The organism is Actinoplanes sp. DH11, from assembly GCF_020873875.1.
Classification (GTDB): Bacteria; Actinomycetota; Actinomycetes; order Mycobacteriales; family Micromonosporaceae; genus Actinoplanes.
The window spans coordinates 51,823-66,601 of sequence record NZ_JAHWGU010000032.1 but is presented as its reverse complement, the minus strand read 5'-3'; the positions used below and the strand labels follow the sequence as shown (position 1 = coordinate 66,601).

Here is a 14,779-nt window from a genome sequence, read left to right as displayed (position 1 = left end):
CCTACGCGCAGCCGTCTGCGCTGCTTGGGGCACCCGGTAGGGATGCGAACCGTCACATCGTGTGATCCGGCATGTCCGCTCACAGCGTATGTGCCTGGGCCGTTCGCTGCGCACGTGTTTAGGCCGACTGGATAGGGTCAAGCCGAAAAGGGTTCCATTATTTTGCCCGAGGAGCACAACCGACGTGGCTGCCACAGATCCCGCTCTCAACTGGTCCGACCTCGACCGCAAGGCGGTGGACACCACCCGGGTGCTGGCCATGGACGCCGTGGAGAAGGCCGGCAACGGTCACCCCGGCACCGCCATGAGCCTGGCGCCGGCCGCCTACCTGCTGTTCAACCGTGTCATGCGACATGACCCGACGGACCCGGAGTGGGCGGGTCGCGACCGCTTCGTGCTGTCCTGCGGACACTCCAGCCTCACCCTCTACGTCCAGCTCTACCTCAACGGTTACAGCCTGTCGCTGGACGACCTGAAGACGCTGCGCCAGTGGGACTCGCTCACCCCGGGTCACCCGGAGTACGGGCACACCCCCGGCGTCGAGATCACCACCGGCCCGCTGGGTCAGGGCGTCGGCAACGCGGTGGGCATGGCGATGGCCGCCCGCCGCGAGCGCGGCCTGTTCGACCCGGACGCGGCGCCGGGCCAGTCCCCGTTCGACCACCACGTGTACGCGCTCTGCTCGGACGGCGACATCGAGGAGGGTGTCAGCCACGAGTCCAGCGCGATCGCGTCGGTGCAGAAGCTCGGCAACCTCACGGTGATCTACGACGACAACGAGATCTCGATCGAGGACGACACCCGGATCGCGAAATCCGAGGACGTCGGCGCGCGGTACGCGGCGTACGGCTGGCACGTGCAGACCGTCAACTGGCGCAAGGACGAGGGCGGCTACGACGAAAACGTCGAGGAGCTCTGGAACGCGATCCAGGCCGCCAAGGCGGTGACCGACAAGCCGTCCTTCATCGTCCTCAAGACGATCATCGGCTGGCCGGCGCCGAAGAAGCAGAACACCGGTAAGATCCACGGCTCCGCGCTGGGCGCCGACGAGATCGCCGCCACCAAGGAGATCCTCGGCTTCGCCAACGAGCCGTTCGCGGTCGACCACGAGGTCGTCAAGCACGCGCAGCAGGCCGTCGAGCGGGGCAAGGCCGCGCACGCCGAGTGGCAGAAGGCGTTCGACGCCTGGGCCGCCGGCAACGCCGAGGGCAAGGCGCTGTTCGACCGGCTCGCCACCCGCACCCTGCCGGAGGGCTGGCACAACGCGCTGCCCGAGTTCCCGGCGGACGAGAAGGGCCTGGCCACCCGCGCCGCCTCCGGCAAGATCCTGGAGGCGCTCGCGCCGGTCCTGCCCGAGCTCTGGGGCGGCTCCGCCGACCTGGCGGAGAGCAACAACACCACGATGAAGGGCGAGCCTTCCTTCATCCCCGCGGAGTACGCGACGAAGGAGTTCCCCGGCCACGAGTACGGGCGGACGCTGCACTTCGGTATCCGCGAGCACGGCATGGGCTCGATCCTCAACGGCATCGCGGTGCACGGCGGCACCCGTCCGTACGGCGGCACCTTCCTGGTGTTCAGCGACTACATGCGTGGCGCTGTCCGGCTCTCCGCGCTGATGAAGCTGCCGGTGACCTTCGTGTGGACGCACGACTCGATCGGTCTCGGCGAGGACGGCCCGACGCACCAGCCGATCGAGACGCTCACCGCGCTGCGCGCCATCGTCGGCCTCGACGTGGTCCGCCCGGCCGACGCCAACGAGACCGCGTTCGCCTGGCGTGGTGCCCTCGAGCACACCGACCGGCCGACCGCGCTGGCGCTGTCCCGGCAGAACCTGCCCACCATCGACCGCAGCAAGTACGCGTCGGCCGAGGGCACGCTCAAGGGCGGCTACATCCTCTCCGAGGCGTCCACCGGCGAGCCCAAGGTGATCCTGATCGCCAGCGGTTCCGAGGTGTCGATCGCGCTCGTCGCGCAGGAGCGCCTCGAGGCACAGGGCACCGCGACCCGGGTGGTCTCGATGCCGTGCCAGGAGTGGTTCTTCGAGCAGGACACCGCGTACCAGCAGCAGGTGCTGCCGCGCGGCGTGAAGGCCCGGGTCTCGGTCGAGGCCGGCATCCGGATGAGCTGGGACCGCCTTCTCGGTGACGCCGGCGAGGCCGTCAGCATCGAGCACTACGGCTCAAGCGCCCCGGCGAAGATCCTCTTCGAGCAGTTCGGCTTCACCGCGGACAACGTCGTCGCGAAGGCCAACGCATCGCTCGCCAAGGTCGGCGAGATCACCGGCCACAAGACCGGCAACTGAACCACTAAGGAGTCTCCAATGACGGACAGGCTGGCCGAGCTCTCCGCCCAAGGCGTGGCGGTATGGCTCGACGATCTCTCCCGGGTACGCCTGACCAGCGGTTCCCTGGACAAGCTGCGCCAGGAACAGCACGTGGTCGGCGTCACCACGAACCCGAGCATCTTCCAGAAGGCGCTCTCCGACGCGGACGCGTACGACGAGCAGCTGCGTGACCTCGCCGTGCAGGGTGTCACGGTCGAGGAGGCGGTCCGCCTGATGACCGCCAAGGACGTCCGCTGGGCGGCCGACGTGTTCCGGCCCAACTACGACTCCTCGAACGGGGTCGACGGCCGGATCTCGATCGAGGTGGACCCGCGCAAGGCGCACGAGACCGCCGCCACCGTCGCCGAGGCGAAGACCCTCTGGTGGCTGGTGGACCGGCCCAACCTCTACATCAAGATCCCGGCGACCGAGGCGGGCCTACCGGCCATCACCGAGGTGCTGGGCAACGGCATCAGCGTCAACGTCACGCTGATCTTCTCCGTCGAGCGCTACCGGGCCGTCATGGAGGCGTTCCTGACCGGTCTGGAGAAGGCGAAGGAGAACGGCCACGACCTGTCCAAGATCGGGTCGGTCGCGTCGTTCTTCGTCTCGCGCGTGGACAGCGAGGTCGACAAGCGCCTCGACAAGATCGGTTCGGACGAGGCCAAGGCGCTCAAGGGCAAGGCGGCCATCGCCAACGCCCGGCTCGCCTACCAGGCGTACACCGAGGTGTTCGAGGGCGACCGGTGGAAGGCCCTGGCCGATGCCGGTGCGCAGCCGCAGCGGCCGCTGTGGGCGTCGACGGGGACGAAGAACCCCGACTTCCTCGACACCATCTACGTCGAGGAGCTGGTCGCTCCGGGCACGGTCAACACCATGCCGGAGTCGGTCATCTTCGCCTACGAGGACCACGGCACCACCAAGGGCGACACCGTGACCCCGAACTTCGCGGATGCCGAGAAGACCTTCGCGGACCTCACCGCTGCCGGCATCGACGTCACCGACGTCTTCAAGGTCCTCGAGGACGAGGGCGTCGAGAAGTTCGAGGCCAGCTGGAAGGAACTGCTCGAGGGCGTCACCAAGTCCCTCAAGGCCGCCAGCTCCGGCGCGAAGCACCCCAGCGACGCCGCCTGACGAAGCACCAACAGCGGCCTGTCGCGTCTGTCGCGACAGGCCGCTCCGTTCGCTAAAAACTGGCAGGATGGCAACGTGGGTAATCCGCTGCGTACCGCACAGGACCGACGGCTTCCGCGGATCCCGGAGCCCTGCGCTCTCGTGATCTTCGGGGTCACCGGTGACCTGTCCCGTAAAAAGCTCATCCCGGCCGTGTACGACCTGGCCAACCGGGGTCTGCTGCCGCCCGGCTTCGTGGTCGTGGGCTTCGCCCGGGCCGACTGGGGCGACGGTGACTTTGAGGCACTGGCCTACGCCTCCGCGAAGAAGGGCGCCCGGACGCCCTGGCGCGAGGACGTCTGGCAGCGACTCAACAGCCAGTTCCACTTCGTGCCCGGCTCGTTCGACGACGACGACGACTTCGACAAGCTTGCCGAGACCCTGGACGAGCTCCGTGCGCGCAACGGGATCACCGGCAACACCGCCTTCTACTTCTCCATCCCGCCGGCCGCGTTCCCGCTGGTGCTCAACCAGCTCAACCGCACCGGCCTCGCCGACAACGCGAAGCTGGGCGGCTGGCGCCGGGTCGTGGTGGAGAAGCCGTTCGGCCACGACTTCTCCTCGGCGGTCGCGCTGAACGAGCTCGTGGACGACGTCTTCAACCCGGACGACGTCTTCCGGATCGACCACTACCTGGGCAAGGAGACTGTCCAGAACATTCTGGCGCTGCGCTTCGCGAACAGCCTGTTCGAGCCGGTCTGGAACTCCAAGTACGTCGACAGCGTGCAGATCACCATGGCCGAGGACGTCGGCATCGGCACCCGGGCGGCGTTCTACGACGCGTCCGGCGCCGCCCGCGACGTGCTCCAGAACCACCTGCTCCAGCTGCTCGCGCTGGTCGCCATGGAGGAGCCGACGAGCTTCGACCCGCAGGAGGTGCGGGCCGAGAAGCTCAAGGTCCTCAAGGCGATCGCGCTGCCGGCGGACATCTCCAAGGGTTCGGTCCGGGGGCAATACCTGCCCGGCTGGGTGGCCGGCGAGCGCGCACCGGGCTACCTGGAGGAGGCGAACATCCCGCCGGATTCCAAGACGGAGACGTACGCGGCCGTCCGTCTCGGCATCCAGAACCGGCGCTGGGCCGGCGTCCCGTTCTTCGTGCGGGTCGGCAAGCGGATGCCACGGCGGGTCACCGAGATCGCGATCCTCTTCAAGCAGGCGCCGCACCTGCCGTTCGACCCCGCCGACGTGGAGATGCTCGGCCACAACCAGCTGGTCATCCGGGTCCAGCCGGACGAGGGCGTGGTGCTGAAGTTCGGTTCCAAGGTGCCTGGCACCGCCATGGAGGTCCGCGACATCGCGATGGACTTCCAGTACGGCGAGGCGTTCACCGAGTCCAGCCCGGAGGCGTACGAACGTCTGGTGCTGGACGTCCTGATCGGCGACCGGACGCTCTTCCCGGACGCGGCCGAGGTCGAGCAGTCGTGGCGGGTCATCGACCCGCTGGAGGCGGCCTGGGCCGGCACCACCCCGGAACCGTACCGCTCCGGCGAATGGGGCCCGCGGGCCTCGGACGAGATGCTGGCCCGCGAGGGTCGCGCTTGGAGGCGAGCATGATCGGCCTGTGGGACACCACCGGCAACGAGGTGGTCAAGGCTCTGGCCGCCGAGCGGCGCAGTGCCGGCGGCGTGGCCTCCGGCCTCGCGCTCACCCTGATCGCGGTGGTCGAGGAGAAGAAGGTCCGCGAGGCGGAGGCTGCGGCCACCATAGCCGCGGCCGCGCACCCGTGCCGGCTGCTCATCGTGGTGCGGTCCGACCTGGAGGGCCGCAGCCGGCTGGACGCGGAGATCGTGGTGGGCGGGCGTCTCGGCCCGGCCGAGGCGGTCGTGATGCGGATGTACGGCCGGCTCGCCCTGCACGCCGAGTCGGTGGTGATGCCGCTGCTCGCCCCGGACGTCCCGGTGGTCAGCTGGTGGCACGAGGAGCCGCCCAACATGATCGCCAACGACTTCCTGGGCGTCGTGGCGGACCGGCGGATCACCGACTCCGCGCAGGCACCGGACCCGGTGGCCGCGTTGCGTCAGCGGGCCGTCGACTACGCACCCGGTGACACCGACCTGACCTGGACCCGGATCACGCTCTGGCGCACCCTGGTGGCCGGCGCGTTCGACTCCACCGAGGCCCGGGTCATCGGCGCCCGCATCGTGGCGCCGGAGAAGGACCCCACCGCGTGGCTGATGCTGGGCTGGTTGAAGTCGCGCCTCGGCATCGAGCCGGTGCTGGAGCACACCGACCGGGCACCCCGGATGCACTCGGTGGAACTCCAGTGCGAGAACGGCGACTGCGTGCGTGTCACCCGTGAGGAGGGCACCGCGCTGTTCAGCCGGACCGGCCAGGAGGACAGGTACATGCCGCTGCCGAAGCGGCCGGTCGGTGACGAGCTGGCCGAGGAGCTGCGCCGGCTCGACGCCGACCAGATCTACGCGGACGCGCTCAGCGCCATGGCCGGTGTGCCGGGGCTGAGCCATCGCGCGCCGATGCGCGTACACGTCTGGAAGGACCCGACGCTCGCCGCACGCGCGGCGAGTGCCGCCGCCTGATCTTCGCAGGATTCCGACACCGGGCCGTCCGTCGCATCGCGGCGGGCGGTCCTTCATAGGGAGAGACTTCACATTGAGTGAGACCGTGGTCGTGGTCGTTCCGGACGCCGACATCCTGGCGTCGACGGTGGCGGCACGGCTCGTCATCAAGATCATCGACGCGCAGGCGGTGCACGGCGACGCCGGCATCGTGCTGACCGGTGGCCGGGTCGCCGCGAAGGTGCTGCACGCGGTCCGCGAGCTGCCCGCCTCCGCCGCGATCGACTGGTCGCGGGTGGACCTGTGGTGGGGCGACGAGCGGTTCCTGCCGTCCGGCGACCCGGACCGCAACGAGACCCAGGCCCGCGAGGCGCTGCTGGACAAGCTGCCGCTGGACCCGGCCCGGATCCACGCGATGCCGCCGTCCGACGACCTGGACGCCACCACCGCCGCCGCCCGTTACGCCGACGAGCTGGGCACCCCGCTCCCCCGGTTCGACGTGCTGATGCTGGGCGTCGGCGAGGACGGGCACGTGGCGTCGCTGTTCCCGGAACATCCGGGTCTGGAGGCCGAGGGTACGGTCGCCGCCGTGTTCGACAGCCCGAAGCCGCCGCCGACGCGGGTGACGCTGACGTTCACCACGATTCAGAGCGCCGAGGAGGTGTGGCTGATCGCGGCCGGTCCGGACAAGGCGGCCCCGATCGGCGCGGTCCACGGTGGCGCCCACCTGCCGGCGGCGAGTGCCACGGGCGTACGCCGCACGCTCTGGCTGCTGGACCAGGCAGCGGCCGCTGAGATCCGCTGAGCGGACTGGGGACGACAAAGGGGGAGCCGCCTTCCGGCAGCTCCCCCTTCCTTATGTCAGAAACACCTGCTGGACGCCCAGAACGGGTCGATGTTCCAGAGGTTCAGCGGATCGCTGGCGTTGGTGAAGTGGGCGGTGATGTTGAGGTTGCCGTGCCTGACCTGGAGGGTGCCGCCGCCGGTGACGATCGCGCGATGGCGGTGGGCCGGGTTGACGGTGTAGGTGTAGCGACGCCGGTCCTGGGTGATCCCGGGCGAGGTCTGGTAGAGCATCGCCTCGTGCTGCACCCGCTGCCCGGTCACACAGTCGAAGAGCTGATAGTTGACCACCCCGTCGTTCAACCGGTTGCCGTGCGAGTTCCAGGAGACGTCGAACGTGATGGTGCTGCCACTGCGGCTGCCGCACGCGGTGCCGGTCATGTCGCGGCGCTGGATCATCCCGAACTGCCCCTTCCGCGGGTCCAGCCGCGGATCCATGATCCAGCTGGTGGTGACCGAGGCGCAGGCACTGTCCGAGGCCGGCATCAGCAGCAGTCGCGCCGTGTTGGAGGGCAAGGTCTCCCCGCCGGTCGCGGCCTGCGTCACGAAGAACTCGTAGGTCACACCGACGTCGAGCGGGGAGACGATCTGCCAGGTGCGTTTGCTCACCGGCAGGCCCTGCCGCGTCCATTTGCTGGTCCGGGTGTCCCGTACGTAGACCCAGAACATGGCGTCCGGGTCCGCCGACTCCCAGTCCAGCATCGCCTCCTTGTCGCTGTTGTACCGCGCGGTCAGGCCGGTAGGCGGGGGCACCCGTGAGGCGAGGGTGACGGTGTTGGAGGCGACGCTCTCACCGCCGGTCCCGATCGTGGTGACCCGGAACGAGTACGCCTTGCCGATCGTCAGGTACCCGGCCGTGAAGGTGGTGCCGTCCGAGATCGGATACTTGATCCGCTTCCAGGTACCGTTCGCGCTGTCTTGGATGTAGACCCAGTACCAGAGGCCGGCGCCGACGTTGTTCCAGTTCAGCGTGATGGTGCCGTCCTTGTTTTGCTTACCGGTGAGCTTCGGCGCGGGTGGCGGCGGGATGACCGACGTGGCCGAGACGATCGACGATCGGCCGCTCACGCCGCCGTCGTTGAAGGCGGTCACGTAGAACGCGTACTTGTGCTTGTTCTCCAAGTAGCCGGCGGTGAACGCGGCGCCGCTCATGACCGGGTACTTGGAGCGAGTGAAGCCACCGGTCAGGCTGCTGTCGTCGGTGATGTCCTTGAAGTAGACCCAGTACCCGACGCCGCTTCCCTGGTTGGTCCAGGTCAGGTCGATGGTGCCGTCGTTCTGCGGTTTCGCGGTGAGGTTCGCCGGTGGCGGTGGCGGCGGCATGTTCGGTTCCGCCTGGACGGTCTCCGACGGCGCGCTCTCGGTGCCGAAGTCGCCGATCGCGGTCACGTAGAACTCGTAGGTGTCACCGTTCGTCAGGTACCCGGCGGTGAACGTCGTGCCGTTGCTGATCGGATACTGCGAGCGGGTGAAGCCCTGATTCTTGGTGACGTTGCGGCTGTAGACGTAGTACCAGACGCCGGCGCCGACCGAGTTCCAGGAGAGGTCGACCTCACCGTTGCGGGCGACCGCCTTGAGGTTCCTCGGTGCTGCGGGCGGCGGGACGTAGGACTTGGCCCGGGCCACGTTCGACGGTCCGCTCTGCGTGCCGCCGACGCCGATCGCGGTCACGTAGAAGTCGTACGATTTGCCGACCGAGAGGTACCCGGCGGTGAACGTCGTGCCGTCGCTGATCGGGTACTGCGAGCGGGTGTACGTGCTCGCGGTGGACTCCTTCGACCAGACGTAATACCAGATGTCGGGTCCGGAGGACTGCCATTTCAGCGCGATCGTGCCGTCGTTGTTGGAGCTGGCGGTCAGCTTCGCCGGCGCGGGCGGTGGTGCGATCGCCGCCTTGGCCTGCCGCTTGTTCGACGGCGCGCTCTCCGTCTCGCCGAGCCCGATCGCGGTCACGTAGAACTCGTAGGTGTCGCCGTTGGTCAGGTAACCGGCAGTGAACGTGGGGCCCTCGCTGATCGGGTACTTGGACCGGGTGAAGGCCGTCTCGTTCTTGGAGACGTTGCGGCTGTGGACGTAGTACCAGATCTCCGGCCCCGAGCTGGTCCAGTTCAGCTTGATCGTGCCGTCGTCGTTCGGCGTCGCGGTGAGGTTCGCCGGCGCGGGCGGCGGCGCGATCCGGGCCACCTGCTGGGCGATGTTGGACGCCGGGCTGTCCGTGCCGTACTTGCCGATCGCCGTCACGTAGAAGGCGTACTTGTTGCCTGCGGTGAGGTAACCGGCGGTGAAGGTGGTGCCGCTGCTGATCGGGTACGTCGACCGCGTGAAGCCCGTGGTGAGGTCCGGGTCGTCGGTCACGTCCTTGGTCCAGACCCAGTACCAGGCGTCCGGCGCCGAGGCCCGCCAGTTCAGCTGGATCGTGCCGTCCTGGTTCTGCGTGGCGGTCAGGCCCTGCGGCGCCGCCGGTGCCCCCGCCTGAGCCGTCAGACGCACCGTGTTGGAGGCCGGCCCTTCGACGCCGTTCGTCGCCTTCACCTGGAACTCGTAGACGTTGTCCGCGAGGAGACCGTCCACCGTCGCGGTGCTGCCGTCGACGTTCGCCGCCGCGTTCAGCTTGAACGCGGACTCGCCCGCGGTCACGTTGCGCTGGTACACGTTGTACTTCACCAGGCCGGCGGCGGTGACGGGATCCCATCTGAGGTCGGCCGTGAGGTCGTCGCCCGCGGTACCCACCAGATTCGCGGGCGCGGCCGGCCTGGCGACGAGCACCTGCGAGGTGACGACGGACGACTGCGGTCCCTCGCCCGCGGAGTTCTCGGCCGACACCTTGAACTCGTAGGTGCCACTGCGGCTCACGTCGATCTGGACGCTCCGCGCGGTCACCGCCTTGTGCGCGCGGGTGAACTGGCTCGTGGCGTCGAGCCTGTTGCGCTGATAGATCCAATACTTCAGCCCGGTGGCAGCCGACGGGTTCGGCTCCCAGGTCAGAGTCACCTTCGTGTCACCGGGCTTGGTGGCGACCACGTTCGACGGCGTCGCCACGACGTTCTGCGGCGCATTCGGCAGCAGATGACCGGCGGCCGGTGGCTGGAGCTTCACCGTGACGAAACGCGGACGACAGAGGTGCACGTCGGCGTCGCAGGCGCCGGGGGTGAAGCTGCCGACGTTGTACGACACCACCATCGTGTCACCGCTCGAGCCGCGTTGCTCCGGGTGCATGCGGGCGTTGTAGACCCAGGCGCCCTGGTGTGCGGCCGGCTCCGGTGCGGAGTACAGCGACGTCTGGTGGGTGAACGGTCCGGCCGGGTCCTTCGCGAAGTACCCGACGACCTCGTTGCTGAAGATCTCGCTGGTGTCCATGGTGACCAGGGCGTACTGTCCGCCGACCTGCTTCACACTGAAGCCGGCGCCGATGCCGGTCATGATCGGTGCGGCGTCGGTCTCCGTGGATGACCACTGCTGTGCCGTTGCCTGGTTCTTGGTCAGATACTCCCAGGTCGAGGTGTCCGCCAGCGTGCCCTGCGGGGTCCGGGCCACGTACAGGCTGTCGACCTCGCCGACCCGGTGGGTGCCGTAGATGTAAGTCTTGCCGTCGGTACCGTCCACGAGCGCCGCGCCCCAGCCGACCTTGTAGTCGGCGTGCAGCTTCAGCGACACCGGCTCACCGATCGGCTCCATGCTCGGCACCGCGAACTTGGCGATCGACCGGCCGGCCGTCCGGTAGGAGAGCGCGCCGCCGTCGCCGCCCCGCTTCACCTGCGTGTAGAAGACCTCCAGCGTGTTCCCGTTGCGCCGGCTCTCCCCCGGCCACCAGCCGAGGTCGTCGGTGTCAACCTTGGCGCCGACGTACGACTCCGGCTGCTCGGCCGTGCCGCGGTGCAGCGTCCTGGTCAGCGTGTCGCCCTCCTGGATCACGACCGAGTTGTTGATCATCGGCTGGCCCGGTGGGCGGCTGCGGTCGGCGTTGACCTTCCCCATCATGGTGTCGCCGAAGAACCACGCCGCCTTGCCGTTGCCGAGGTCCGCCGACATCGTCTCGTCGCCGCCGGTCCAGTGGCCGCCGAGATCGCCGTACCTGTTGAACAGGTCGTTGAGATTCGAGCTGGACGGCAGGCCGGGACGATCGGGGCCGGGGAGGTGCAGCAGCCGGGACGTCGAGGCGTTGGCCGGGTCCAGCGGCGGGTCGACGGTGAGCGCGTCGGCGAGCAGCGCCGACCTCACCTGAGCCGGCGTGAAGGTGGGGTGCTTCGCGAGGACCAGGGCGGCCGCGCCGGCGACCTGCGGCGCAGCAAGGGACGTCCCTTCGTCCTGTGTCACGCCCTCACCGCTGGACGACAGGATCCGGATCTGTTCACCGGGAGCCCAGATCGTCACGCACGGGCCGGCATTGGAGAAATCAGCCCGCCGGTCGTACCTGTCGGTCGCGCCAACCGTGATGACGCCCGCATTCGTGCGGCTGGACCGGCTCGGCGACCGGTCACACGCGTCGACCCCCTTCAGGCCGTCGTTGCCGGCGGCCGTGACGACCACGAAGCCGGCGTCGACGAGATCGGTCACGGCGCGGTCGATGACCGGCACCACGCCGGTCTTGCTCTGCAAACTGATGTTCACCACCGCGGGCAGCATGCTCTGCGTCGTGGTGGCCGCGAGGATCTGCTCCAGCCCCCGGATGAGGACGGCGTCAGTGCTTCCTTGCTCGGTGCAGTCCCGCACCTTCACCGATCGGATCGGCGAGCGCTTGGACACCCCGTACTTCGCGCTCGCGGCTGCTCCGGCCACCGCGGTGCCGTGTCCGCTGCAGTCGACATCCGCTGCGGACGTCGCGTTGAACCACTTGGTGGCCCGGCCGCCGAATTCCGGATGCTCGACGTGAATGCCGCTGTCCACCACGTAGATCGGCACGTCGGAGAACCCGTGGCTGAAGCGCCCGTCCCCGGTGCCCTCCGTGGTGTTCCACTCCTGCTGGTCGAGTCGATCGAGGTGCCAGGGCGCGAGTTCCTGCGTGTCCGCCTGGTCCAGCACGACGGCCTGGTCGAGGGATCTCACCGCCGGGTCACCCGCGAGAGCGCGGGCCTGCTCCTCGGTGGCAGTGAGCGAGAAGCCGCCGACGACCGCCTCGTAGACGTACTCGACGGTCCCGCCGTGCTCCTCGACCAGACTCTTCGCCGTGGCCCTCATCTGTGAGCCGGGCACCGACTCGACCACGTCGACGATGTACTTGCCCGGGAGTGCGCCCGGCGCACCCGCATTCCGGATCGTGCCCGCGACGGCCGGCGCGGGGCCGGTCACCGCCAGCCCGGCCGCCACCAACGCGGCCGACAGGGCCCCCGCGCCCCATCGAGCCCGCCAACGTCCGTACCTCATTGCCGCACCGCCTCCGGATAGATCACCGTGCGCACCATAGATCGCAGACCGGAGGAATTTTCCAGCGTCGATCATCAAGATCGGAGCGGGGCGGACATCGCCACCACACCGCATCGACCTGCATAAATCGGCTTCGGCTCCCGATCCGGCATCGACGACCGGCAGAAGATCCGGCAGACTCGGAGGCACTTGACCGTTCGGTGCCGCACACGGGGTGCAAGACGACACGGGAGCCGTCATGAGTGTTTCCATCCTGCGGCGCCTGCGCATGCGCGCCGGCCTCACCCAGGACGAGCTCGCCGACCGCAGCGGCATCAGCGTCCGCGCGGTCCGGGACATCGAGAACGGCCGGGTCGACCACCCTCGCCCGGCCTCCGTCGACCGGCTGGCCTCGGCGCTGAGCCTCACCGACACCGAACGCCGGCAGCTCCTGACCGTCGCTGTGGAACGCCGGCTACGGATCGGCGTCCTCGGGCCGGTCACCGCCCGCCGCCTCGGTATCGACCTGGAACTCGGGCCGCCGGCCCAGCGCACCCTGCTGGGGCTGCTGGCGCTGCGCCGCAACGAGTTCGTGTCCCAGGACGAGACTGTCGACGTGCTCTGGGGCGACCGGCCACCGCGGAGCTGCCTCGGTCAGGTGCAGGCGATGGCCGGACGGCTGCGCCGGCTCGTGGCACCGCAGGAGGCGCCGCGGTCACCGGGCGGGGTGCTGCGCCGGCTGCGCGGCGGGTACCAACTGGAGATGGACGACGACCTGGTCGACGCCGGACGGTTCACCCGGCTCGTCCGCCGGGCGCGGGCCGCCGCCGGCGACGCCGAGGCGACCGGGCTCTGGGCGGAGGCCCTGAGCTGCTGGCGCGGACCGGTAGCAGCCGGCAGCCAGGAACGCCTGTGCCGCCACCCCGCCGCGGCGGCACTCACCCGCGGGCGGGTGGACGCCGTCATCGCGTACGCCGACGCCTCGGCCCGAACCGGGCGCCCCGAGGCTGCCATCCGCGACCTGCAGGAGCTGGCCGCCACCGAGCACCATCACGAGGGGCTGCACGCCCGGCTGATCGAGGCGCTCGCCGCGGACGGCGACCGGGCCGCCGCACTACGCCAGTTCGCCACGATCCGTAGGCGCCTCGCCGACGACCTCGGCATCGAACCCGGGGCGCGGTTGCGGCGCGCGCATCAGGCCGTGCACGCTCTCCTAGACTGCAGCGATGATCCGCAGTTACCGGCCCAGTGACCTCGAGGCGATCTACGACATCTGTGTGCGCACCGGCGCAGCCGGGCAGGACGCGCGCGGACTCCACAGTTCGGACCGCCTGCTCGGGGACATCTGGGCGGTGCCCTATGTGACACGTGAGCCGGAGCACGCCTATGTGGTCGACGCCGGTGACGGCACCGTGCTCGGCTACATCCTCGGCACCGCGGACACCGCCGCGTTCGTGCGGTGGTACCGGGCTCAGTGGCTGCCGGCCACCGCCGGCCGGCTGACCGACGGTGATCCGCGCGACGAGTCGATGCTGGCCCTGCACCGCGACCCGGAGCGGATGCTGATGCCGGAACTGGCGGATTACCCGGCCCATCTGCACATCGACCTGCTGCCGCAGACCCAGGGCAAAGGACTCGGGCGGGCGCTGATGGCCGCCTTCCTGGACGGTCTGCGGGCCGCCGGTGTGCCCCGGGTGCACCTCGGCATGGCCCCGGAGAATCACGGGGCCTACGCCTTCTACCACCGGCTGGGGTTCCACGACATCGAGGTGGCGGACGCCGGGGCGCTCTTCCTCGGCCGGGACACCAGCCCGATCACCTGAGGGTCACTCGCCGCGGCGCTGCCGCAGCTTCGCCAGCGCCTCGGCGAGGATCGCGGCGGCATCCTCCTCGCTGCGGCGCTCCTTCACATAGGCCAGATGAGATTTGTACGGTTCGGCGCGCAGCCGCCCCGGCGGGTTCGACCGGTCGAGGCCGGCCGGCTGACCGCAGCGCGGGCAGTCCCACGTCTCCGGCGTCGCGACCTCGGCCGCGAACCAGATCTGGCTGTCATGGCCGGCGGCACAGAAGTACGTGATCTGCCGGCGCGGTGCGGGTTCGGTGCGCTCGTCGGGTCGCATCGGACTGGACCCGACACGACTGCCACGGATAGCGCTGCCACTGGACACGGACGTCACTCCTGTCTCGAGGGGCCTCGGAAGCCGTCGACTCTGCTTCGAGATCACTCAAAAATCGGACGGCGAGGACAAAAAACCGCGCGGCCGGAAAAACCGGCCGCGCGGCAGATTGTACGACCCCGAGGCCGCTACAGGAAGTTACTAAGCGATGGCGAGCTTGAGCCAGAAGCCGAGGCCGACGATGCAGGCGAACCAGATGATGCCCACCAGCACGGTGTAGCGGTCCAGGTTCTTCTCCGCCACCGAGGAACCGGCCAGGCTGGAGGTGACGCCACCGCCGAACATGCTCGACATGCCGCCGCCCTTGCCCCGGTGAAGCAGGATCAGCAGGGTCAGCAAAATGCTGGTGATGATCAGCAACACGATCAACGTGTAAGCGAATCCGATCGGCATGGTCGGGTTCATTC

10 protein-coding genes are annotated in these 14,779 nt (G+C 69.2%); 7 read left to right on the top strand and 3 right to left on the bottom strand.

Annotation, left to right across the window (positions count from 1 at the left end; translation table 11 throughout):
- The first annotated feature begins 184 nt into the window (after window positions 1-184).
- From tkt to pgl, 5 genes are all read left to right on the top strand, one after another.
- Window positions 185-2,302, top strand: a complete 2,118-nt coding sequence (gene tkt / locus LPA41_RS34175; RefSeq protein ID WP_308036657.1) for a transketolase — start codon at window positions 185-187, stop codon at window positions 2,300-2,302.
- An 18-nt stretch (window positions 2,303-2,320) separates the two neighbouring features.
- Window positions 2,321-3,457 carry a transaldolase gene (gene tal, locus LPA41_RS34170; RefSeq protein WP_229075304.1) on the top strand — a complete coding sequence of 379 codons (1,137 nt, stop codon included), beginning with the start codon at window positions 2,321-2,323 and terminating at the stop codon, window positions 3,455-3,457.
- 75 nt (window positions 3,458-3,532) lie between these two features.
- A complete protein-coding gene (gene zwf / locus LPA41_RS34165; protein ID WP_229075303.1) occupies window positions 3,533-5,050 on the top strand; it encodes a glucose-6-phosphate dehydrogenase in 1,518 nt (505 codons plus the stop codon).
- The gene (locus LPA41_RS34160) at window positions 5,047-6,033 is read left to right on the top strand and encodes a glucose-6-phosphate dehydrogenase assembly protein OpcA (protein ID WP_229075301.1); all 987 of its coding nucleotides are present in this window, start codon (window positions 5,047-5,049) and stop codon (window positions 6,031-6,033) included. The genes zwf and LPA41_RS34160 overlap by 4 nt, the downstream gene beginning before the upstream one ends.
- A gap of 73 nt (window positions 6,034-6,106) precedes the next feature.
- Window positions 6,107-6,817, top strand: coding sequence for a 6-phosphogluconolactonase (gene pgl, locus LPA41_RS34155; protein ID WP_229075299.1), 711 nt, complete (start codon window positions 6,107-6,109; stop codon window positions 6,815-6,817).
- Between the two features lie 56 nt (window positions 6,818-6,873).
- Here the strand turns inward: pgl and LPA41_RS34150 are convergent, their stop codons facing one another.
- Entirely contained in the window at window positions 6,874-12,216 is a 5,343-nt protein-coding gene (locus tag LPA41_RS34150; RefSeq protein ID WP_229075297.1) for a fibronectin type III domain-containing protein, read from the bottom strand.
- Between the two features lie 238 nt (window positions 12,217-12,454).
- Between LPA41_RS34150 and LPA41_RS34145 the strand changes: the two genes are divergently transcribed.
- Together LPA41_RS34145 and LPA41_RS34140 are read left to right on the top strand one after the other, a co-directional pair.
- On the top strand, window positions 12,455-13,447 hold the full coding sequence (locus LPA41_RS34145; protein WP_229075295.1) for a BTAD domain-containing putative transcriptional regulator: 993 nt from the start codon (window positions 12,455-12,457) through the stop codon (window positions 13,445-13,447).
- Window positions 13,422-14,018, top strand: coding sequence for a GNAT family N-acetyltransferase (locus LPA41_RS34140; protein ID WP_229075294.1), 597 nt, complete (start codon window positions 13,422-13,424; stop codon window positions 14,016-14,018). The genes LPA41_RS34145 and LPA41_RS34140 overlap by 26 nt, the downstream gene beginning before the upstream one ends.
- Window positions 14,019-14,021: 3 nt before the next feature.
- Here LPA41_RS34140 and LPA41_RS34135 read toward each other — a convergent pair whose 3' ends face one another.
- Both LPA41_RS34135 and secG read right to left on the bottom strand, forming a co-directional pair.
- The gene (locus tag LPA41_RS34135) at window positions 14,022-14,363 is read right to left on the bottom strand and encodes an RNA polymerase-binding protein RbpA (protein ID WP_229075292.1); all 342 of its coding nucleotides are present in this window, start codon (window positions 14,361-14,363) and stop codon (window positions 14,022-14,024) included.
- A gap of 150 nt (window positions 14,364-14,513) precedes the next feature.
- On the bottom strand, window positions 14,514-14,765 hold the full coding sequence (gene secG / locus LPA41_RS34130; protein ID WP_229075290.1) for a preprotein translocase subunit SecG: 252 nt from the start codon (window positions 14,763-14,765) through the stop codon (window positions 14,514-14,516).
- Window positions 14,766-14,779 lie beyond the last annotated feature (14 nt).